The sequence below is a fragment of the Klebsiella sp. MISC125 genome (genome assembly GCF_051131775.1).
Lineage (GTDB): Bacteria > Pseudomonadota > Gammaproteobacteria > Enterobacterales > Enterobacteriaceae > Klebsiella.
In genome coordinates this window covers 1,672,950-1,694,211 of sequence record NZ_CP180448.1, presented here as the reverse complement: position 1 = coordinate 1,694,211, position 21,262 = coordinate 1,672,950, and the positions used below count along the sequence as shown (strand labels likewise).

Annotated in this window: 18 protein-coding genes and 1 pseudogene; 9 read left to right on the top strand and 10 right to left on the bottom strand. The window is 52.7% G+C overall.

Annotation, left to right across the window (positions count from 1 at the left end; all coding sequences use genetic code 11):
- Positions 1 to 2: 2 nt before the first annotated feature.
- Positions 3 to 473, top strand: coding sequence for a thioredoxin-dependent thiol peroxidase (bcp, locus tag ACMYSL_RS08080; protein ID WP_112215491.1), 471 nt, complete (start codon positions 3 to 5; stop codon positions 471 to 473).
- Between the two features lie 79 nt (positions 474 to 552).
- On the opposite strand, the gene ACMYSL_RS08075 is transcribed toward bcp, so the two are convergent.
- Complete coding sequence (locus ACMYSL_RS08075; protein WP_434662131.1) at positions 553 to 1,629, bottom strand: AI-2E family transporter; 1,077 nt, start codon at positions 1,627 to 1,629, stop codon at positions 553 to 555.
- Between the two features lie 229 nt (positions 1,630 to 1,858).
- Between ACMYSL_RS08075 and bepA the strand changes: the two genes are divergently transcribed.
- Both bepA and arsC read left to right on the top strand, forming a co-directional pair.
- A complete protein-coding gene (gene bepA / locus ACMYSL_RS08070) occupies positions 1,859 to 3,322 on the top strand; it encodes a beta-barrel assembly-enhancing protease (protein WP_182240298.1) in 1,464 nt (487 codons plus the stop codon).
- A gap of 9 nt (positions 3,323 to 3,331) precedes the next feature.
- Complete coding sequence (arsC, locus tag ACMYSL_RS08065; RefSeq protein WP_110272144.1) at positions 3,332 to 3,691, top strand: arsenate reductase (glutaredoxin); 360 nt, start codon at positions 3,332 to 3,334, stop codon at positions 3,689 to 3,691.
- 38 nt (positions 3,692 to 3,729) lie between these two features.
- Here the strand turns inward: arsC and ACMYSL_RS08060 are convergent, their stop codons facing one another.
- The 5 genes from ACMYSL_RS08060 to bglK form a co-directional block, all read right to left on the bottom strand.
- On the bottom strand, positions 3,730 to 4,431 hold the full coding sequence (locus tag ACMYSL_RS08060; RefSeq protein ID WP_220022280.1) for a DnaA inactivator Hda: 702 nt from the start codon (positions 4,429 to 4,431) through the stop codon (positions 3,730 to 3,732).
- Positions 4,432 to 4,526: 95 nt separating this feature from the next.
- Entirely contained in the window at positions 4,527 to 5,816 is a 1,290-nt protein-coding gene (uraA, locus tag ACMYSL_RS08055) for a uracil permease (protein ID WP_434662128.1), read from the bottom strand.
- Positions 5,817 to 5,911: 95 nt separating this feature from the next.
- The gene (upp, locus tag ACMYSL_RS08050; RefSeq protein ID WP_110272141.1) at positions 5,912 to 6,538 is read right to left on the bottom strand and encodes a uracil phosphoribosyltransferase; all 627 of its coding nucleotides are present in this window, start codon (positions 6,536 to 6,538) and stop codon (positions 5,912 to 5,914) included.
- A 182-nt stretch (positions 6,539 to 6,720) separates the two neighbouring features.
- Positions 6,721 to 8,151, bottom strand: coding sequence for a 6-phospho-beta-glucosidase (locus ACMYSL_RS08045; protein ID WP_434662126.1), 1,431 nt, complete (start codon positions 8,149 to 8,151; stop codon positions 6,721 to 6,723).
- A 13-nt stretch (positions 8,152 to 8,164) separates the two neighbouring features.
- Positions 8,165 to 9,058 carry a beta-glucoside kinase BglK gene (bglK, locus tag ACMYSL_RS08040; RefSeq protein ID WP_434662124.1) on the bottom strand — a complete coding sequence of 298 codons (894 nt, stop codon included), beginning with the start codon at positions 9,056 to 9,058 and terminating at the stop codon, positions 8,165 to 8,167.
- Positions 9,059 to 9,322: 264 nt separating this feature from the next.
- Here bglK and purM point away from each other — a divergent pair, with 264 nt between their 5' ends.
- From purM to ppx, 4 genes are all read left to right on the top strand, one after another.
- Entirely contained in the window at positions 9,323 to 10,360 is a 1,038-nt protein-coding gene (purM, locus tag ACMYSL_RS08035; RefSeq protein ID WP_112215485.1) for a phosphoribosylformylglycinamidine cyclo-ligase, read from the top strand.
- Positions 10,357 to 10,998: a phosphoribosylglycinamide formyltransferase gene (gene purN, locus ACMYSL_RS08030; protein ID WP_434662123.1), complete on the top strand. Its 642-nt coding sequence runs from the start codon at positions 10,357 to 10,359 to the stop codon at positions 10,996 to 10,998. The genes purM and purN overlap by 4 nt, the downstream gene beginning before the upstream one ends.
- A 179-nt stretch (positions 10,999 to 11,177) precedes the next feature.
- Positions 11,178 to 13,238, top strand: a complete 2,061-nt coding sequence (gene ppk1 / locus ACMYSL_RS08025) for a polyphosphate kinase 1 (protein WP_110272135.1) — start codon at positions 11,178 to 11,180, stop codon at positions 13,236 to 13,238.
- Between the two features lie 3 nt (positions 13,239 to 13,241).
- Positions 13,242 to 14,783 carry an exopolyphosphatase gene (gene ppx, locus ACMYSL_RS08020; RefSeq protein WP_434662122.1) on the top strand — a complete coding sequence of 514 codons (1,542 nt, stop codon included), beginning with the start codon at positions 13,242 to 13,244 and terminating at the stop codon, positions 14,781 to 14,783.
- A gap of 43 nt (positions 14,784 to 14,826) precedes the next feature.
- On the opposite strand, the gene ACMYSL_RS08015 is transcribed toward ppx, so the two are convergent.
- Positions 14,827 to 17,046: an EAL domain-containing protein gene (locus tag ACMYSL_RS08015; protein ID WP_434662120.1), complete on the bottom strand. Its 2,220-nt coding sequence runs from the start codon at positions 17,044 to 17,046 to the stop codon at positions 14,827 to 14,829.
- A 369-nt stretch (positions 17,047 to 17,415) separates the two neighbouring features.
- Here ACMYSL_RS08015 and ACMYSL_RS08010 point away from each other — a divergent pair, with 369 nt between their 5' ends.
- A complete protein-coding gene (locus ACMYSL_RS08010; RefSeq protein ID WP_182207662.1) occupies positions 17,416 to 17,607 on the top strand; it encodes a YfgG family protein in 192 nt (63 codons plus the stop codon).
- 13 nt (positions 17,608 to 17,620) lie between these two features.
- Here ACMYSL_RS08010 and ACMYSL_RS08005 read toward each other — a convergent pair whose 3' ends face one another.
- A complete protein-coding gene (locus ACMYSL_RS08005; protein ID WP_434662118.1) occupies positions 17,621 to 18,517 on the bottom strand; it encodes a DMT family transporter in 897 nt (298 codons plus the stop codon).
- Positions 18,510 to 19,382 carry an alpha/beta fold hydrolase gene (locus ACMYSL_RS08000; RefSeq protein ID WP_434662116.1) on the bottom strand — a complete coding sequence of 291 codons (873 nt, stop codon included), beginning with the start codon at positions 19,380 to 19,382 and terminating at the stop codon, positions 18,510 to 18,512. Before ACMYSL_RS08000 ends, ACMYSL_RS08005 begins: the two co-directional genes overlap by 8 nt.
- Before the next feature lie 63 nt (positions 19,383 to 19,445).
- Here ACMYSL_RS08000 and ACMYSL_RS07995 point away from each other — a divergent pair, with 63 nt between their 5' ends.
- A complete protein-coding gene (locus ACMYSL_RS07995) occupies positions 19,446 to 20,348 on the top strand; it encodes a LysR substrate-binding domain-containing protein (RefSeq protein WP_182207534.1) in 903 nt (300 codons plus the stop codon).
- Here ACMYSL_RS07995 and ACMYSL_RS07990 read toward each other — a convergent pair.
- A pseudogene (locus ACMYSL_RS07990) lies at positions 20,345 to 21,261 on the bottom strand (LysR family transcriptional regulator). The gene ACMYSL_RS07995 and the pseudogene ACMYSL_RS07990 sit on opposite strands and share 4 nt — an antisense overlap.
- Position 21,262 lies beyond the last annotated feature (1 nt).

Here is a 21,262-nt window from a genome sequence, read left to right as displayed (position 1 = left end):
TAATGAACCCACTGAAAGCCGGTGACATTGCACCGAAATTTAGCTTACCAGACCAGGACGGCGAGGAAGTAAATTTGACCGACTTCCAGGGACAGCGTGTTCTGGTTTATTTTTACCCGAAAGCCATGACCCCGGGCTGCACCGTACAAGCGTGCGGTTTACGCGATAATATGGACGACCTGAAAAAAGCAGGCGTTGAAGTACTGGGTATCAGTACTGATAAACCAGAAAAACTCTCCCGCTTCGCCGAAAAGGAGCTGCTGAACTTTACTTTGCTGTCTGACGAGAATCATCAGGTATGCGAACAGTTTGGCATCTGGGGTGAAAAAACGTTTATGGGGAAAACCTACGACGGTATTCACCGTACGAGCTTCCTCATCGATGCCGACGGCAAAATCGAACATGTGTTTGATGATTTCAAAACCAGCAATCACCACGACGTGGTGCTGAACTGGCTGAAAGAAAACGCCTGACGCGCAGACAAACGCAAGACGCCGGGTCGGTTTCAAACCGCCCGGCGTCTTTTTTTGCCGCTCATCAGTAAGCGTTGCGCTAATTCTCTTCTTCTGTATCTTCCACTATCAGGCCATCCGGCCAGGCATGCACCACCGCTTTGATTAGCGTCGCCAGTGGAATCGCGAAGAACACGCCCCAGAATCCCCACAGGCCGCCGAAGATAACCACCGACAGAATAATCACCAGCGGGTGCAGGTTAACGGCTTCGGAGAACAGCACCGGCACCAGCAGGTTGCCATCCAGCCCCTGAATAATCAGGTAAACCGCGAACAGGCTCCAGAATTCGGTGCCCGCGCCAAACTGAAACAGCGCCACGCCGACCACTGGAATGGTAACCACAAAAGCGCCAATGTAGGGAATCAGTACTGAAAACCCAACCAGCACCGCCAACAACAATGAATAGTTAAGCCCGAAAAGGATAAAACCGATCCACGTCGCCACGCCGACGACGATCATCTCCAGCACCTTACCGCGAATATAGTTGGTAATTTGCTGGTTCATCTCTTTCCACACCTGCCCTGCCAGTCCGCGATTGCGCGGCAGCACACGGCGCACGGCGTTAAGCATCTGCTCTTTGTCTTTCAGCAGAAAGAAAACCATCAGCGGCACCAATACCAGATAGACAGCCAAAGTCAGCAGCCCGACCAGCGAGGCAAGCGAATATTTCACTACCGAATCACCGACGGTTAACATCCGCCCGCGCATATTCTCCGCCATGGCGTCGATAATTCCGGCATCCATTAAGGCCGGATAGCGGCGCGGCACCGTCGCGGCAAAATCAGAAAGTTTGTTCAGCATCCCCGGCATATCACGAATCAGATAAATGCCCTGCTGCCAGGCAACCGGCATCACCACAAACGCCATCAATAGCAGAATGCCGACGAACAGAATCAGGACCACCGAGGTGGCCCAGGTACGAGAAAAACCGATACGCTCCAGCCTGACCGTTGGCCATTCAAGCAGATAGGCCAGCACGATGGACACTAATAGAGGTGCCAGCAGGCCGCTGAAGAAAAACATAATGCCGAAACCGGCCAGCAAAATGACCAGCAGCGCTATCGCCTCCGGATCGCTGAACCGACGGCGGTACCACTGCATTAACATCTGAAGCATAAAACCCTTCCCTGAAGAGCAAAGCTGTAACAATCTCGGGAATTGTATCGAAATGTCACAAAAAAGACTTCGCTTTTTATGGGTAAAACCACAAACATTAATGACCGGGTGAATATGATATTTGCAACGCCGCTAACGACGGCTAAACTCGCTGAACTTGCTTGCGGTCAGGGAACATTACGCCGCACAATCGGTCAAACTGGCACACCTACATTACAGGATTGAGGTTATGTTCAGGCAGTTGAAGAAAACGCTGGTGGCAACCGTCATAGCGTCGCTGACGCTGGGTTCGATATTACCTGCTTTTGCCGACTCCGCAGACACCCTGCCGGACATGGGCACCTCCGCAGGAAGCACGCTCTCCATTGGCCAGGAAATGCAGATGGGGGATTACTACGTACGCCAGCTGCGCGGCAGCGCACCGCTAATCAATGACCCGCTGCTGGTGCAATACATTAACGGCTTAGGTATGCGTCTGGTTTCGCACGCCAATTCAGTGCGAACGCCGTTCCACTTTTATCTGATCAATAACGATCAAATTAACGCCTTTGCATTCTTCGGCGGTAACGTTGTGCTGCACTCGGCTCTTTTCCGCTATTCCGATAACGAAAGCGAGCTGGCGTCGGTCATGGCGCACGAAATTTCTCACGTCACCCAGCGCCACCTTGCCCGCGCGATGGAAGACCAAAAGCGTAACGCTCCGCTGACCTGGGTCGGCGCGCTGGGATCGATTCTGCTTGCGATGGCAAGTCCGCAGGCCGGGATGGCGGCGCTCACCGGGACCCTGGCGGGAACCCAACAGGGAATGATCAGCTTTACCCGGCAAAACGAAGAAGAGGCCGACCGCATTGGTATTCAGGTTCTTCAGCGTTCTGGTTTCGATCCGCAGGCGATGCCGGCATTTATGGGCAAGCTGCTTGATGAATCGCGCTACTCTACTCGTCCGCCGGAAATGCTGCTGACGCACCCCCTGCCGGAAAGCCGTCTGTCCGACGCCCGCAACCGCGCAAACCAAATGCGCCCGGTCGTCGTCCAGTCCTCGGCTGACTTCTATCTGGCGAAAGCCCGTACGCTTGGCATGTACACCTCCGGCGACAACAAGCTGGGCAATGATCTGCTAAGCAGCTGGGAGAAAGGTAATATCCGCGAACAGCATGCTGCACAATACGGTCGCGCCCTGTTGGCGATGGGTAATAACAATTACGATCTGGCGCGCAAAACGCTGCAACCGCTGCTGAGTGCCGATTCGCAAAATGCCTGGTATCTTGACCTGGCAACCGATATTGACCTTGGGCAGAAGAAAGCGACGGAGGCGATTAATCGCCTGAAAAGTGCCCGTGAGCTGCGAACCAATCCGGTGCTGCAATTAAACCTTGCCAACGCCTTGCTGGAAGGCGGGCAACCGGCAGAAGCGGCGAATATCCTTAATCGCTACACTTTTAATTATAAAGATGACATCAACGGCTGGGATTTACTGGCGCAAGCGGAAGCCAAGCTGGGCAATCGCGATCAGGAGCTGGCGGCACGGGCTGAAGGCATGGCGCTGGTTGGCCGACTCGATCAGGCCATTACGCTGCTCAGCAGCGCCAGCTCGCAGGTGAAATTAGGCAGTTTGCAACAGGCTCGCTACGATGCGCGCATCGATCAGCTGCGCCAGCTGCAAGAACGCTTCAAACCGTACCAGAAAATGTAAGGAGATCTCATGTCCGATACGGTCAAAATCTATCACAACCCTCGCTGCTCCAAGAGTCGCGACACATTAAGCCTGCTGAAAGCTAACGGCATCGATCCTGAAGTAGTGCTCTATCTGGAGACGCCGCCGGACGCCGCTACGCTGCGTCAGCTGCTGAAGATGTTGGGGATGGCCAGCGCTCGTGAATTGATGCGCCAGAAAGAAGATCTGTATAAATCGCTGGATCTCGCTAACCCACAGCTTAGCGAAGATGCGCTAATCCAGGCGATGATCGACAATCCAAAGCTGATTGAACGGCCTATCGTAGTGAGCCACGGCGAAGCAAGAATCGGCCGCCCACCTGAGCAAGTTCTGGAAATTGTCAGCTAAAAGCAACGCCGTAACGGATTTGAACGTTGCGGCGCAGCCTAAAGCTTCAGGATTTCTTTCACGAACGGGATCGTCAATTTGCGCTGAGCGGTAATCGAGGCGTGATCGAGCTGATCGAGAGTCATAAACAGCGAGCGCATTTCGCGATCCAGCCGCTTAAGTAGAAAACGACACACATCTTCCGGCATCTCGAAACCGCGCAATCTGGCACGCAGCTGCAGTGCCTGAAGCTTATCTTCATCTGATAGCGGCTGCAGCTTGTAGATTTGCCCCCAATCGAGGCGCGATGCCAAATCCGCCAGCCCCAGTTTGAGTTGGCGCGGAGGCCGATCGCCGGTAATCAGCAACCGGGTTTTGCCCGATTCAAGGATCCGGTTATAGAGATCGAAGATCGCCATTTCCCACAGTTCATCGCCCGCCACGCATTCAATATTATCGATGCAAACCAGCGATAGCTGCTCCATTCCGTCCAGCACTTCTGGCACAAACCACGTCCGTTTATCCAAAGGAACGTAGCCCACCGCGTCGCCACGCTGGGAGAGTTCCGCGCAGGCGGCGTGCAATAAATGGCTGCGCCCCGCCCCTTCGCGTGACCAGATATAGATGTATCCGCTATGTTCCTGCCGCAGCACGTTCTGAAGGGCAGCAAGAAGAGAAGGATTATCGCCCGGCCAGAAACTCGCGAAAGTTTCATCATCGGGAAGATACAGTGGCAAAGAGAGCTGTGCCGGTGCGTTCAGATGGACCTCAACATAGGCTTTCAGAAAAACGCGAAGAGTTTAGCACACAAATAGGTAAGGAGAGAACCGGGCGGGATCGCCGCCCGGTATAAGGATCAATGTTTTGCTTCTTCGCTGTCCGCCGCGTCGAGAACAACCTCTTCCGGGCGCAGAACGCTGATCAGTTTGAAGATCAGGCTCAGGCAGATACCCACGATGGTCGCCAGCGCCATACCTTTCAATTCTGCGGCACCAATATGCACCTTCGCACCGCTAACGCCGATGATCAGGATAACGGAGGTCAGAATCAGGTTCTGCGCTTTGTTGTAATCCACTTTTGATTCAATCAGCACGCGAATACCCGACGCGCCGATCACGCCGTACAGCAGCAGAGACACGCCGCCCATGACCGGTAGCGGAATGATCTGGATTGCTGCCGCCAGCTTGCCAACGCAGGAGAGCAGAATCGCAATAATCGCCGCCCCGCCGATAACCCAGGTACTGTAAACGCGGGTAATCGCCATCACGCCGATATTCTCACCGTAGGTGGTGTTTGGCGTCGAGCCAAAAAAGCCCGAGATAACGGTCGAAAACCCATTAGCAAACATCGAACGATGCAGGCCCGGATCGCGGAGCAGATCTTTTTTGACGATATTCGCCGTCACGACTAAGTGCCCAACGTGCTCGGCGATGACGACCAGCGCGGCAGGCAGAATGGTGAAAATCGCAAACCATTCAAAGCGCGGCGTGTAGAAGGTCGGCAGCGCGAACCAGTGAGCCTCGGCGATAGGCGTGGTATCGACAGCGCCCATTACAAAAGAGAGCGCGTAGCCCACCAGTACGCCGATCAAAATCGGGATAATCGCCATGAAACCGCGAAACAGCACCGAACCGAATACCGTCACGCCCAGCGTCACCATCGAAATGATAATAGTCCTGGTATCTGGAGCTTGCCCGTCCGCAGGCAGCAGTCCGGCCATGTTCGCCGCAACGCCCGCCAGCTCCAGCCCGATAACCGCAACAATCGCGCCCATCGCCGCCGGGGGGAACATCACATCCAGCCAGCCGGTACCGGCTTTTTTGACAATAAAAGAGACGATGCAAAACAGCACGCCGCACATGATAAAGCCGCCGAGGGCAACTTCGTAGCCCAGCGGCAACAACAGCAGTACCGGGGAAATAAAGGCAAAGCTCGATCCAAGGTAAGCCGGGATTTTGCCTTTGCAGATGAAAAGATATAACAGCGTTCCGATGCCGTTAAACAGCAGTACCGTGGCCGGGTTGATATGAAACAGAACGGGCACCAGTACCGTTGCGCCAAACATGGCGAACAGATGTTGCAAACTAAGCGGGATTGTCTGTAAAAGCGGCGGTCTTTCACTCACCCCGATAGCACGGCGCGTCATGGCATTTTCCTCTGAGAGTCGTTTGTTGGTTGTTGTTGGTGTGTTTTATTCAAAAAAAAGCCGACTATCAAAGTCGGCTTTTTCTACTTCATCATTTATTTCGTACCAAAAATCTTATCGCCGGCATCGCCGAGCCCCGGAATAATGTATCCGTGCTCGTTAAGCCCCTGGTCAATTGACGCGGTGTACATTTCCACATCCGGATGCGCTTTCTCCAGCGCGGCGATACCTTCCGGCGCGGCCACCAGAACCAGCACCTTAATGCTGGTGCAGCCCGCTTTTTTCAACAGGTCGATAGTCGCGATCATTGAACCGCCGGTTGCCAGCATCGGGTCAACTACCAGCGCCATACGTTCGTCAATATTGGACACCAGCTTCTGGAAGTAAGGAACCGGCTCGAGGGTTTCTTCGTCACGGTAGATGCCCACGACGCTGATACGCGCGCTCGGCACATGCTCAAGCACGCCTTCCATCATTCCCAGACCTGCGCGCAGGATCGGCACAACGGTAATTTTCTTACCTTTGATTTGCTCGACTTCTACCGGACCGTTCCAGCCTTCGATCGTGACTTTCTCGGTCGCCAGATCGGCAGTGGCTTCATAAGTCAGTAAGCTGCCCACTTCTGAGGCGAGTTCACGGAAGCGTTTGGTGCTGATGTCGTGCTCGCGCATCAGGCCCAGCTTGTGTTTGACGAGTGGGTGTTTCACTTCCACGATCTTCATTCTCTTTCTCCTCTGAGGGGCAGCCACAAAAAAAATCGCCGGATTATACCGCCTTTTACCTTTTACGCCATAGCCGATATGTTTGACCGGGATCAACCAAAATGCTTTACGCTGCCTGAGCCAGTATAAGACAAAATAAAAAAACCCCGCGAACGCGGGGCTGGATGGGGCTTTGCGGCAATTTACAGCTTTTCGCCGTTGCTGCCGATAACTTGCTGATACCAGGCAAAAGATTTCTTGCGGCTACGCTCAAGCGTACCGTTGCCTTCATTATCTTTATCAACATAGATAAAGCCGTAGCGTTTTTTCATCTCGCCAGTGCCCGCCGAGACAAGGTCGATACAGCCCCACGGGGTGTAACCCATCAGGTCAACGCCGTCTTCAACAACTGCTTTTTTCATCTCGGCAATATGCGCAGAGAGGTAGTCGATACGATATTGGTCATCCACCGAGCCATCAGCCTCGCGCACGTCGATAGCGCCAAAACCATTCTCGACGATAAACAGCGGCAGCTGGTAGTGATCCCAGAACCAGTTCAGGGAGTAGCGCAGCCCGACCGGGTCAATCTGCCAGCCCCAGTCCGACTTCTGCACGTACGGATTGGAAACCAGGCTGGTGGTTTCATCATAATCCAGCTGCGGATTATCCTCGGTCGCTTTGGTGGCGAACGACATATAGTAACTAAAGCCGATATAGTCGACACAGCCCTGAGTCAGCGCCACGCGATCTTCTTCGGTAATATCCAGCGCAAAACCACGACGCTCGAAGTAGTTCAGCAGGTGCTGAGGATATTTGCCGCGCACGTGAACATCAGTGAACCAGTAGCGACGATGCATGGCGTTCATCGCCATCATCATATCGTTGGGCGCACAGCTAAGCGGGTAAATCGGGCACATGGCGATCATGCAGCCAATCTGCAATGTCGGATTAATTTCGCGAGCCACTTTAACCGCCAGGGCGCTGGCAACCAGCTCATAGTGCGCCGCCTGATACATGACCGGCTCGCGGTCTTCACCCGGCAGATATTTCAGTCCGGAGTTAGTAAATGGCGCAAAATCTTCGTGGAAGTTCGCCTGATTGTTGATCTCGTTAAAGGTCATCCAGTACTTCACTTTATGCTGATAGCGGGTAAACACGACCTGCGCAAAGCGAACGAAGAAATCAATCAGCTTACGGTTACGCCAGCCGCCATATTCCGTCACCAGGTGGTACGGCATTTCGAAGTGGGAGAGCGTAATCACCGGTTCGATGCCGTGCTTTAGGCACTCATCAAAGAGATCGTCGTAAAACTGCAGTCCAGCTTCGTTCGGTTCCAGCTCATCGCCCAGCGGGAAGATACGCGTCCAGGCAATTGAGGTACGGAAGCATTTAAAGCCCATTTCGGCAAACAGCTGAATGTCATCTTTATAGCGATGGTAAAAATCAATCGCCTCATGATTGGGGTAGTTTTTCCCCGGCTGCACGCCATCGGTGATTTCGCGCGGCACGCCGTGCGCGCCTGCGGTCATCACATCGGCGACGCTGGCACCTTTACCGCCCTCTTTCCAGCCGCCTTCCAGCTGATGCGCTGCGACCGCACCGCCCCACAGAAAACCTTCTTTGAATCCAGACATGTTCTCTCCCTATCTATGCGCAGTCGCCGCTATGCGACCGATATTGCTGATTGAAATGGTAAACAGCGCCGACCAGCCCGGCGTCGTTGCCGTGGCTGACGGTGTCGATATAGTCCGCAATGCCAAACCAGGCCAGATGTTCGCGCAGCAGCGCCAGAAGGCCCGGTCGTTCAACGATCCCACCGCCGATTAAAATCGTTTGCGGGTCGAACACGTTGACGAGGTTATAAAGCCCGGTGCCGAGACCGTTAAAAAATTCGGAAACCAGACGCCGACAGGTGGCGTCGCCGGCATCGTAGCGGTCAAAAATTTCTTCACCGGTCACTTCATCCAGCGCTTTACCGATATGTTCAGCATAGCGATGGCGCAGAACGCGCAGTGTGCAGTTTTCATTCATCGAGTAGCGCCGCACATCTCGGGTACCGGGACGCGCCGTTTGCATATAGCCAAATTCACCGGCGCGAAAACGCGCGCCATGCACCAGTTGGTTATTACAGAAAATCGCTCCGCCGATACCGGTGCCAATGGTCAGAACCAGGAAATTAGCCATTTCTGCGGCTTTGCCCTGCCAGCGCTCGGCCAGCAGCACACAGTTAGCGTCATTTTCAATGGCGACCGGCAAACGCACTTGCTCTTCGAGCCAGGTTTTAATGGCGAAATTATCAAATTTACGGATGGCGCCGCCCATTTCGATAAAGCCAGTGTGCGGATTCACATAACCGGGAGCGCTGATAGCCACCCCTTCACATTCTGGATGAGCAGCAATCCACGCCAGCATCGCCTGCAGAATCTGGTCGCCATCGCTGTCGCTTATTGACTGTTTACCTTTATCCAACAGCGCGCCTTCTCGGGTCATTACGCCCATTTTTAACGCCGTGCCACCAATATCAAATGCGGCAATTTTCATCCTCAACTCCCTCACTAAATCCCACCCAACTCACGGTTTATCTGTTATTGATAAAAAAGAAACCGGTTTCATTGGCATGATGGTGATTCCCTGGCCCAGTGGCAAGCAGAAGAATGTACCCGGTTTCATTTTCGTGAACAGTATCAAATTTGCGCACATAGCGACTGTTTTACGTCGACTGCAAAGCAGGCTCGCAAACGTTTGCTTTCCCTGTTAGAATTGCGCCGTTTTTTATTGCTACCGCAAACGCGTGGAGACTTCGCAGTGACCGATAAAACCTCTCTCAGCTATAAAGATGCCGGCGTAGATATTGATGCAGGCAACGCTCTCGTCGACCGTATTAAGGGCGTGGTGAAGAAAACCCGTCGCCCGGAAGTGATGGGTGGACTGGGCGGATTCGGCGCACTGTGCGCATTGCCGCAGAAGTACCGCGAGCCGGTGCTGGTTTCTGGTACTGACGGCGTCGGTACCAAGCTGCGTCTGGCGATGGATCTGAAGCGTCACGACACGATCGGTATCGATCTGGTCGCCATGTGCGTAAATGACCTGGTCGTTCAGGGCGCTGAGCCGCTGTTCTTCCTGGATTACTACGCGACCGGGAAATTGGATGTGGATACCGCAGCCAGCGTGATCAGCGGTATCGCCGAAGGTTGCTTACAGTCCGGTTGCGCGCTGGTTGGTGGCGAAACGGCGGAAATGCCAGGTATGTACCATGGCGAAGATTACGACGTGGCGGGTTTCTGCGTCGGCGTGGTAGAAAAATCAGAAATTATCGACGGCAGCAAAGTGGCCGATGGCGATGTGCTGGTGGCTCTGGCCTCCAGTGGCCCGCACTCTAACGGTTACTCTCTGGTGCGTAAAATTATCGAAGTGAGCGGCGTTGACCCGCAAACTACCGATCTCAACGGTAAGTCACTGGCGGATCACCTGCTGGCCCCGACCCGCATCTATGTGAAATCCATTCTCGACCTGATTGCTAACGTTGACGTTCACGCCATCGCCCACCTGACTGGCGGCGGTTTCTGGGAAAATATCCCGCGCGTTCTGCCGGACAACACTCAGGCAGTCATCGATGAGTCTTCATGGCAGTGGCCTGAAGTGTTCAACTGGCTGCAAACTGCCGGTAACGTCAGCAGCCATGAGATGTATCGTACCTTTAACTGCGGCGTGGGCATGGTTATCGCCCTCCCTGCTGAAGCTGCGGACAAAGCCATCGCCTTCCTGAATGAGAAAGGTGAAAAGGCGTGGAAAATGGGTTATATCAAAGCCTCTGATTCCGAACAGCGTGTGGTCATTGAATGAAAAACATCGTGGTGCTGATTTCCGGCAACGGCAGTAATCTACAGGCCATTATTGACGCCTGCGCCCGGAAAAAAATCAACGGCACCCTGCGAGCAGTCTTCAGCAACAAGGCCGATGCGTTCGGCCTTGAGCGCGCACGTGAGGCCAATATTCCGGCTCATGCGCTCACCGCCAGCGAGTTCGCTAATCGTGAAGCTTTCGATCGCGAACTGATGCACGAGATTGACGCTTATGCGCCGGATCTGGTGGTACTGGCCGGCTATATGCGCATTCTCAGCCCGGCGTTTGTCGCTCACTATCATGGGCGCCTGCTGAATATCCACCCTTCCCTGCTGCCAAAATATCCGGGCCTGCACACTCATCGCCAGGCGCTGGAAAATGGCGACGAGGAACATGGGACATCGGTGCATTTCGTTACCGACGAACTGGACGGCGGGCCGGTCGTTTTACAGGCTAAGGTGCCGGTTTTCGCCGAAGATACCGAGGACGACATCACCGCTCGCGTACAGGCTCAGGAGCATGATATCTATCCGCTCGCTATCAGCTGGTTTATCGAAGGCCGCCTGCGCTCAGAGGGGAACGAAGCCTGGCTCGACGAAATAAAGCTACCGCCCCAGGGCTACGCCGCTGAAGAATAACCCATCGCCCTGCGTTTTATCCATGCGGGGCTTTTTTTTGATTAAAATCGTATAACAATCAATCATGTCGAAGAAATAGTTCTTCTTACTGTCATATTGTTGTGACACAGTGAATCGCTATGCGGAAAATTTCGTCATAATAGTCTATGTCCTGTGAGTAAAACGGAGTGTGAGTTGTAATGGGCCAGGAAAAGCTATACATCGAAAAAGAACTCAGCTGGTTGTCCTTTAACGAGCGCGTACTTCAGGAAGCGGCGGACAAAAGCAACCCGCTGATTGAGCGCATGCGTTTTTTGGGAATCTACTCCAACAACCTCGATGAATTTTATAAAGTGCGGTTCGCCGAGCTAAAGCGCCGCATCATCATCAGCGAAGAGCAAGGCAGCACCGCCCACTCTCGTCACCTGCTAGGCAAAATCCAGGCGCGCGTACTTAAGGCCGATCAGGAATTTGATGGTCTGTATAACGAGCTGCTGCTGGAAATGGCGCGTAACCAAATTTTTCTGATTAACGAGCGTCAACTCTCCGTCAACCAGCAGTCCTGGCTGCGAAATTACTTCAAACTCTATCTTCGCCAGCACATTTCGCCGATCCTGATTAATCGTGAAACGGATTTGGTGCAATTTCTGAAAGATGATTACACCTATCTGGCGGTAGAGATCATCCGCGGGGATACTATCAATTACGCGCTGTTAGAAATTCCGTCAGATAAGGTTCCCCGTTTTGTGAACCTGCCGCCAGAAGCGCCTCGCCGCCGTAAGCCAATGATCCTGCTGGATAACATTCTGCGCTACTGCCTGGATGATATCTTTAAAGGCTTCTTCGATTACGACGCGCTGAATGCCTACTCGATGAAAATGACCCGTGATGCCGAATATGATTTGGTGCACGAGATGGAATCGAGCCTAATGGAACTGATGTCCTCCAGTCTGAAGCAGCGCCTGACCGCAGAACCGGTACGTTTTGTCTATCAGCGCGATATGCCTGACGCAATGGTCGAAATGCTGCGCGATAAGCTCTCTATCTCCAACTACGACTCCATGCTGCCGGGTGGACGCTACCACAACTTTAAAGACTTTATCGGCTTCCCAAATGTTGGCAAAGCCAATCTGGTCAACAAGCCGATGCCGCGCCTGCGTCATTTGTGGTTCGATAAGTTCCGCAACGGATTTGACGCGATTCGCGAACGCGACGTGCTGCTCTATTATCCGTACCACACCTTTGAACACGTGCTCGAACTGCTGCGTCAGGCCTCTTTCGACCCGAACGTATTGGCTATCAAAATCAACATTTACCGCGTGGCTAAAGATTCGCGGATTATTGATTCCATGATCCATGCCGCTCACAACGGCAAGAAAGTCACCGTGGTGGTAGAACTGCAGGCACGTTTCGACGAAGCGGCCAATATTCATTGGGCCAAACGTCTGACCGAAGCCGGCGTGCACGTTATCTTCTCGGCGCCTGGGCTGAAAATTCACGCCAAACTGTTCCTCGTTTCCCGTAAAGAGGGTGATGAAGTTGTGCGCTATGCGCATATCGGTACCGGCAACTTCAACGAAAAAACTGCGCGTCTTTACACCGACTATTCGTTACTGACCGCCGATGCGCGCATCACTAATGAAGTTCGTCGGGTATTTAACTTTATCGAAAACCCATACCGTCCGGTCAGCTTCGATTATCTGTTGGTTTCACCGCAGAACTCCCGCCGCCTGCTGTATGAAATGATCGACCGTGAAATCGCTAACGCGCAGAATGGTCTACCTTGCGGAATCTCCCTGAAGCTGAACAACCTGGTCGATAAAGGCCTGGTCGATCGCCTGTACGCTGCGTCAAGCTCCGGCGTGCCGGTTAATCTGCTGATTCGCGGCATGTGTTCTCTGATCCCTGGACTAGAAGGTATCAGCGACAATATTCGCGTAACCAGTATCGTTGACCGCTTCCTTGAGCATGACCGCGTCTATTTCTTTGAAAATGGCGGCGATAAGCAGGTTTGGTTATCGTCTGCGGACTGGATGACGCGTAATATCGATTATCGTATTGAGGTCGCCGCGCCGCTGCTGGATCCAAGACTAAAACAGCGCGTGCTGGATATTTTCGATCTCTTGTTCAACGATACGGTCAAAGCACGCTATCTTGATAAAGAACTGAGTAATCGCTACGTGCCGCGCGGCAATCGCCGTAAAGTACGCGCGCAAACGGCGATTTACGACTATCTCAAATCACTCGAACAGCCCGACTAACCTATGCCAATAAACGAAAAAACCCCTCGGCCACAGGAGTTTGCTGCGGTCGACCTTGGTTCGAACAGTTTTCATATGGTGATCGCCCGCGTCGTTGACGGGGCAATGCAGATCATCGGTCGCCTTAAACAGCGGGTGCATCTGGCCGATGGTCTGGATGAAAACTCTGTGCTGAGCGAAGAAGCCATTACGCGCGGGCTGAACTGCCTGTCGCTATTTGCTGAACGCCTGCAGGGTTTTTCCCCCTCCAGCGTCTGCATCGTCGGGACGCACACGTTACGCCAGGCAGTAAACGCAGCTGAGTTCCTCAAGCGCGCAGAAAAGGTTATCCCCTATCCGATAGAGATAATCCCTGGTAACGAAGAAGCGCGCCTGATTTTTATGGGTGTTGAGCACACGCAGCCAGAACGAGGCCGTAAACTGGTTATCGATATCGGCGGCGGCTCTACCGAGCTGGTTATTGGCGAGGATTTCGAACCTCGCCTGGTGGAAAGCCGTCGCATGGGCTGTGTAAGCTTTTCCCAGGTCTATTTCCCTGGCGGTATTATCAGCAAAGAGAATTTCCAGCGCGCGCGCCTGTCGGCGGTACAGAAACTGGAAACGCTGGCCTGGCAGTTCCGCATTCAGGGTTGGAACGTCGCCCTCGGAGCCTCTGGCACCATTAAAGCTGCTCATGAAGTGCTGGTCGCTATGGGCGAGAAAGATGGCTTTATTACCCCTGAACGCCTCGAAATGCTGGTCGAAGAGCTGCTGAAATATAAAAATTTCGACTCTCTTAGCCTGCCGGGGCTTTCTGAAGACCGAAAAGCCGTTTTCGCGCCAGGCCTGGCTATTCTCTGCGGCGTGTTCGATGCGCTGGCGATTAAGGAACTGCGCCTGTCCGACGGTGCGCTGCGCGAAGGCGTCCTGTACGAAATGGAGGGACGTTTCCGCCATCAGGATATTCGTAGCCGCACCGCGCAAAGTCTGGCTAACCAGTACAACATCGACCGCGAACAGGCGCGTCGGGTGCTGGAGACAACCACGCATATGTTTGAGCAGTGGCAGGAGCAGAACCCTAAGCTTGCCAATCCACATCTCGCGGCGCTACTGAAGTGGGCAACCATGCTGCACGAAGTCGGCCTGAATATTAACCACAGCGGTATGCATCGTCACTCGGCTTATATCCTGCAAAACAGCGACCTGCCGGGCTTTAATCAGGAACAGCAAATGCTGATGGCGACGTTAGTTCGCTATCACCGTAAAGCGATCAAGCTGGATGATTTGCCGCGTTTTACGCTGTTTAAGAAAAAGCAGTTTCTGCCGCTGATCCAGCTCCTGCGCCTTGGCGTGCTGCTGAATAATCAGCGTCAGGCGACGACAACGCCGCCGACCTTAACGCTGAAGACCGAAGCTAACCACTGGACGCTGGTTTTCCCCCATGACTGGTTTAGTCAAAATGCGCTGGTGCTGCTCGATCTGGAAAAAGAGCAGGAGTACTGGGAAGGCGTTCCGGACTGGTGGCTGAAGATTAGCGAAGAAGAACAGCCTGATATAGTGCCTTAATCCACATCATATGGGCCGGACTGACCGGCCCATTCAATAATGTTCAACCGTCGGCAAGTCGCTCAAGCGGTGCGGGTTTACCGATATCGTAGCCCTGCATATAATCGATTCCCAGAGAAATCACCGCCTGACGAATCTCCGCCGTTTCAACATATTCCGCCACCACCTGCATATTTTTCATTCGTGCCAGAAGACAAATGGATGCGACAGCCTGATAGTCCAGGCTGCTGGTCAGCAGATTACGAATAAAGCTACCGTCTATTTTCAGCAGATCAGCATTCATTGTTTTTAGCCGCGCATAGCTGGCATAACCGGTACCAAAGTCATCAATAGCCACGCGACAGCCCATATCCTGCAAGTGCGCCAGGGTTTGTCGCGCCTGCTCAGGATTGGTCAGCGAATGGTTCTCGGTCAACTCAAAAATAATCTGCCAGGGTTCGATGTCATAACGTTCCAGCAGCGCTTTTACCTGATGATGAAAATGGCTATTACTCACTGAAAAAGGTGAGATATTAATCGCCAGGCGCATCCCCGGCAGCTTCTTGCGCTGCTTGTCCATAAAGATGAGCGTATGCTCCAGAACCCAGCTATCAATGCGCGCAGAGAGGCCAAACTCATGCGCTACCGGTAAAAAAACGTCCGGCATGATTATCTTATCGCTGTCATCCAGCATTCGGAGTAAGACTTCATGATAACTATCACCACGAATGCCAACGATCGGTTGCGCCATCAGAAGGAATCTATCCTGTTCCAACGCCTTCACCAGCTGGTTCATTATCGCAACTTTGTCTTTCAACTCTTGCTGTAAATTGATAGCACCGCGGCGCTGCAAGTTTTCCGGACTCCCGGTCGCCAGCGAAAGGTCGGCAACGCTATTGAGCTCGCCAAGCAGTAAATGCAGATGAACCACCGGGGAGCGAACGTTGCAATAGCTAAACCCCACCGGGGGCTGCAGCGGCATACCATTCCAGACAAAACGAAACTTTTTGAGATGCTCATACAACAGGGGAATTCGCTGCTGGTGGTCTTCACTGTTGAGGCGGACCACCAGCTCATGCCCGGCCATCTGATAGACATCCTCCCCCGGCATCAAAAACCCGCCAAGTGACTCTGCCAGTTGCTGCTTGTATTGAATACGCAACAGAACGCCATAATGGCGGCCTAATATTTCCAGCTCAGGAATACGTAAGAGGCACAGCACTGACCAGGATGAATGATTCAACGCGCGGCTCAACGCGCGCAAATTGGGCAAGTGAACAACCGGGTCAAGAAAGGCCATTCGGCGCACGCGAGCGTAGATAGCCCTCTGCTGAGTCGCCAACATCGCCATGTAGGCGATAATAAAAGAGAAAACCAGATAACTAGAGGAGGTAATAGCCAGCTGATTGTTATAAATCGGAGAAAGCGGCAAGTATTGATAATGGAAGTGAATTATAACAATCAAAACCGGCGACCAAATCAATGAAATGAACCGATAACCAAAGCGCATCGCCCCCCATAACATCACCGGCATAAGTAATGACAACGTATAGTTTGTGCTAAAAATAGTACTAGAACTGTTCAATGGCATTAATAGTAAAACTAATAACACTAACAATGCTGCTGCCCATAAAATGATCTCAAGGCATTTTATTTTCGGGTCAATTTGCAGGCGAACCTGAGAAATAAATCCACGGATATAGAGTGGATTTCGGATAATTCTAATCAAAAAATAGCACAACGGTATACCGGTCAAACACCCCACCATCAATGCCTGAAAAGTGATTAACGTACGTAAACTAAAGGGATTTACGCCCAACAGCCCCGTGGCACGAGGATGAATACCGAGGTATTCGGCAAGTTGAGAGAGAACCAGAAAAATCAGCGATGGTAGCAGCATCTGCCAGAACAATCGGTGGGGCATCAGTCCGACGTTACCGTGAGAGATTTGCTGCCTGCGGGGCACAAAAATACGATAACCGCCCCAGCACAGCACGGTCGGAATGAGGAAGTGGAAAATGACGCCAATGGAATCTTCCGGCGTCATACCATACGTAATGGAAAGTAGCAGACCAAGCACGATCCCCGGCAACGCAGCCCAACCAAAAAAAAGCATCAGGCTAAGGACTAATCCCAGGGGTAAATAGTAGAGAGAGACATCATTACCATTCAGCACAGCAACGGTATTGGCCCATCTTGATATAGGAAGCAAAAACGTGGGTAGGACGAGCGGTAGCGCCCACCATTTATCCCGATATTGCCTGTAAAGTTTAATTAAGCTCATAGATGCTCAACAGATAACCCTAAATCCTGCAGGGTATATTCAGGCAGGCATCCGACCAACCATCATAATCGCGCCAAAATAATAACGCGGAACTGGCTGGAGATTTTAGTTATCAGTGAGAACAGGCGATTGATATAAATCAAAAAATCACGCAGCAAATATTAATAAAGCTTATTTTTTAGCACTCAAACGCCATAAACAGAAAGCATGTAAATACGACAATCATCTTATATAACATTAATTAATGTTTTGACCGTCGGATTTTTACATCCGCATCAATTGACCCCACCGCTTTCCTGTGCCTTAATACGCATATCGCCCGCCCTGCGGGTATACTTCAAGGAACCTTTTGTGAGTCAGGCACCCAGTATGCGTAAACGACATCGATTTAACCGTCGCATGACCCGTATCGTACTGCTAATCAGCTTTATCTTCTTTTTTGGACGTTTTGTCTACTCCTCTATCGGCGCCTGGCATCATCATCAGGACAAGAAACAATCGCAGCAATCGACCATCACCGTTGAGCCTTCAGGTTCAGCAAAAGCGCCTGAGCAGAAGTAAACACTCAACATCCTTAGTGACGAATCACGACCAGTACACCCGCCATCACCAACAGCGTGCCCGCTATTTGCGCCAGCGAAATGGGTTCCCCCAGTAACCACCAGCTAAAGAATATTGTCAGCATCGGTCCCAGAAGACCGATCAGGACGGCGCGCTCGGCACCAATGCGTTGCACGGCCGCCGACTGCCAGAAGATCGGTAATACGGTTGAGAAGAGCGCCATCGCGCCACACCATAGGTATACCTGCCACGGTAGGTTAAGCACGGATAACGGTTGCGCAATATAAAAATGGGTTTGCGTGGCAAGGGATGAAACCAGCAAGGCAAGAACAGAGAATTTCATCGACCCCATACGCCTGATTGCCACCTCTGACCCGGCATTATAAATGGCATACAGTAGGGCCGCGGCGGCAACCAGACCGCCACCGAGAGCCAGGCTATGCATATCGCCACTAATCTGCAGATCGTGGACAAACGCCAGCAGAATTCCCGACCAGGAAAGCGCTAAGGCCAGGAGTACCTTTTTTTCAAAACGCTTACCCAAAAACAGGACGCCCATCAGAATAGTGAGCGCCGGGTAGGTAAATAAGATCAGACGTTCAAGCCCGGCAGTAATATAGCGCAGCCCCATAAAATCCAGGATCGCCGAACCGTAATATCCCACTATTCCCAGCAACAGTAGCAGCAGATAATCACGACGCTGTAGAGGACTGCCGCTACGCAGCCCCCGTAGAGCAATCAGGATAACGAAAGGTAACGATAGGGTCATCCGCAGCATGAGCAAAGTGATGGCATCGACCGTTGCCTGCTCATAGGCAAGCTTGACAAATATTGCCTTAAACGAGAAACCAAAAGCCGCGCACACGGAAAATAGCACGCCGACCAGTTGTGAAGATGGCGTTTTATTCATCCTGATACCGTGCGACCTGTTGCAATAAAGCTATCTGTCGCCACATCTCCAGCGAGTTTGAATACATTGGGAAATGTCCGCAATGCGGAATTTCTGCCAGCGTTACACCACGGCGGGCAATAGAAGATAAATAGCTCAGGCTGGCATTCTGGTCGCCGTACATAAACATTTTTGGACACGGTAAATTGAGGAATTTCGCCATTAGCTCACCGTGGTCAGAATAATCCACCATCGAAGAGAAAATCCCCGGCACCGCCTCAGTGCGAACCTTCTGCCGCAGGTTGCTGGCGTAGAGCGCGCTGGCCCAGGCTGGCGAGTGGCGAGTGCGTTCAATAAAACGCGCGAAGAAACGTTCCGCGTCCAACTCAGCATATTGCACAATTTGTCGGCTCAAAAAGCAGTCTTCCGGCGCGATATTGCCCTCAATATTCACAAAACTTAGCACTCGCTCGGGAAAAGCGTGCGCCAGCAGAAGCGACGTTAATCCTCCCATTGAATGCCCGACCAAGTGAAAATGCGTAAACCCCGTATGGGAAATCACCTTCAACGCCGTCTCAAGCAGAAAGGGTAACCCCATCTTGCTGTAATCGGCGCATTGACTCTCACCACAGCCGGGTGCATCCCAGGCAATAAACGGCTGACCCTCAAAGGCTTGATGGCGCACGAAATCAACGTAATCTTCCTTGCTGGAGCCAAAACCGTGAAGAAAAACCACCGGCTCCCCTGCTCCTTCGCGGCTAATGGACGCGATATCAAGCTCAACGCCCTGTACCGTCATAGGCAAACGCTGCTGGGTAAACTCCGACTGCATGCTCATCATAACCTCATTGCTCATCATTTCCGGGCAGAGATAATAACTAGCCATATTGATATGTAAATTCTTATAAAATAAACTCTGTGATACGAATTTATTAACAGAATATCGCCTATGAGCAATATTGATTTTCGTCGTATCAAGCAACTATGGATGTTTCTCGCTGTCGCGGAAGAGGAACACTTTGGCCGCGCGGCGCTGCGTCTGGGGATGTCGCAACCGCCACTAACGGAACAAATCAAGCTCCTGGAGCACGGGCTGAAACTCCAGCTGTTCGAGCGTTCACGGCGCGGGACCCGCCTGAGCCCGGCCGGATCCGCACTACTGCCCGCGGTACGCCAGTTCGCCGACCAGCTCAGCCAGTTGGACAGAACCATCGATGAAATAGCCGCAGGCCACTCGGCGGTATTGAATATCGGGGCAATAACCTCGGCCATGCTGGAGACCTTGCCCCCGTTGCTGGAGGAACTTAAGCGCGCCACGCCTGGGCTAACGATATTTATTCGGGAAATCGATAGCGTTGATGCGATCCCCGCGCTGGAGAATGGTGAACTGGACTTGGCTTTCGTGCGTCTGGAAAGTGAGGTGGGAGGCCATATCATTACTTTGCCGCTGGAAGAGTCACGCCTGGCCGTCGCACTACCGACCGATCATCCGCTGGCCTCACAGCATCGCGTCAGCCTGCGTGCATTGGCAAAGGAACCGATGATAATGTCAGCACGCCAGGTCAGCCCGGCCTGGTTTGATCTACTCACCTCGCTATGCCGAACCCACGGTTTCACTCCCCGCATCCTGCATGAAGTTCGCTCGGTCAGTTCGCAGATTGCGTTTGTCAGCTGCGGCCAGGGTATCGCGCTGGTTCCCGCTTCCACCCGCAAACTGGCACCGGCTAATGTGGTGATAAAAACGCTGGAAGAGAAGCAGATGGTTGTTACCGCTGCGGCGGCGTGGAACAGCAAGCGACACCACCCGCTGGTTGATTCGACCATTGCTTTGTTGAAAACGCGCTACGCTTAAGCCGCCTCCAACTTCTGCAGTAAACGCAGGATCTCAGCAATACCTTTGCTGATAATTTTATCCTGCCGCATGATTATGCCTAACTGACGATACAGCAGCGGAGACAGTGATTGAACATTTAAGCCAATACGATCCTGCGGATGTTCCACCGCCATTCGCGGAACAATGCTGAACCCTAGCCCTGCACGCACCATGCGCTTAATCGCCTCAATACTGCCTAACTGCATCACTGGCGCGATTGCCCGACCATCAGCCAGGAACCAACCGTTAATCAAATCCCGGGTTCCGCTGCCCGATTCAAATGCAATTAACGGCAGAGTTTGCAGAACCTCCGGCGTAACTGCTGGCGGTAACGCCTCCTGATTACTGGCAAAGATACAGACAAATTCTTCATCCATAACTGGCGTCACCGCCAGGTTACGCCCGGTTGCCGGGAGCGTAACCAACCCTAAATCAAGCCGATTTTCTTCGACGGCCCGCACAATATCCAGCGTATTACCGGTGGTCACGCCGACGCTCAGCAGAGGATGTCGCTCGCGTAGCGTTAGCAACAGCGAAGGTAAAAGATGAATACAGGCAGTTGCTCCGGTACCCAGCGTTATCGAGCCGCTAACTTCACGATTGAACTCGCTCACCGATTGCACCGCCGCGCTCACCGCCAGCTCAATCTTCTCGCTGTGCGCCAGCAAGGCAATTCCGGCCGCCGTCGCTTTAATGCCGCGCCCGGTTCGTTCAATCAATCGCGTCTGTAGAAACTGCTCCAGCTGACGCACCTGCAGGCTTACCGCGGGCTGCGATAATCCCAGCACGTCAGCAGCGCCGGAGAAGCTCCCACGCTGTACCACCAGGCGAAACGTCGCCAGATTTCCCAGATTGAGCATCATCATCACAAAGTTTCTCTTATAGAGGTCATA

Coding starts and splice junctions, on each gene's coding strand:
- ACMYSL_RS07995 (WP_182207534.1), top strand. CDS start 19,446: ATGAGCAATATTGATTTTCGTCGTATCAAGCAACTATGGATGTTTCTC.
- bcp (WP_112215491.1), top strand. CDS start 3: ATGAACCCACTGAAAGCCGGTGACATTGCACCGAAATTTAGCTTACCA.
- ACMYSL_RS08000 (WP_434662116.1), bottom strand. CDS start 19,382: ATGGCTAGTTATTATCTCTGCCCGGAAATGATGAGCAATGAGGTTATG.
- bglK (WP_434662124.1), bottom strand. CDS start 9,058: ATGAAAATTGCCGCATTTGATATTGGTGGCACGGCGTTAAAAATGGGC.
- purN (WP_434662123.1), top strand. CDS start 10,357: ATGAAAAACATCGTGGTGCTGATTTCCGGCAACGGCAGTAATCTACAG.
- ACMYSL_RS08045 (WP_434662126.1), bottom strand. CDS start 8,151: ATGTCTGGATTCAAAGAAGGTTTTCTGTGGGGCGGTGCGGTCGCAGCG.
- uraA (WP_434662128.1), bottom strand. CDS start 5,816: ATGACGCGCCGTGCTATCGGGGTGAGTGAAAGACCGCCGCTTTTACAG.
- arsC (WP_110272144.1), top strand. CDS start 3,332: ATGTCCGATACGGTCAAAATCTATCACAACCCTCGCTGCTCCAAGAGT.
- ACMYSL_RS08075 (WP_434662131.1), bottom strand. CDS start 1,629: ATGCTTCAGATGTTAATGCAGTGGTACCGCCGTCGGTTCAGCGATCCG.
- upp (WP_110272141.1), bottom strand. CDS start 6,538: ATGAAGATCGTGGAAGTGAAACACCCACTCGTCAAACACAAGCTGGGC.
- ACMYSL_RS08005 (WP_434662118.1), bottom strand. CDS start 18,517: ATGAATAAAACGCCATCTTCACAACTGGTCGGCGTGCTATTTTCCGTG.
- ACMYSL_RS08015 (WP_434662120.1), bottom strand. CDS start 17,046: ATGAGCTTAATTAAACTTTACAGGCAATATCGGGATAAATGGTGGGCG.
- ppx (WP_434662122.1), top strand. CDS start 13,242: ATGCCAATAAACGAAAAAACCCCTCGGCCACAGGAGTTTGCTGCGGTC.
- ACMYSL_RS08010 (WP_182207662.1), top strand. CDS start 17,416: ATGCGTAAACGACATCGATTTAACCGTCGCATGACCCGTATCGTACTG.
- ppk1 (WP_110272135.1), top strand. CDS start 11,178: ATGGGCCAGGAAAAGCTATACATCGAAAAAGAACTCAGCTGGTTGTCC.
- bepA (WP_182240298.1), top strand. CDS start 1,859: ATGTTCAGGCAGTTGAAGAAAACGCTGGTGGCAACCGTCATAGCGTCG.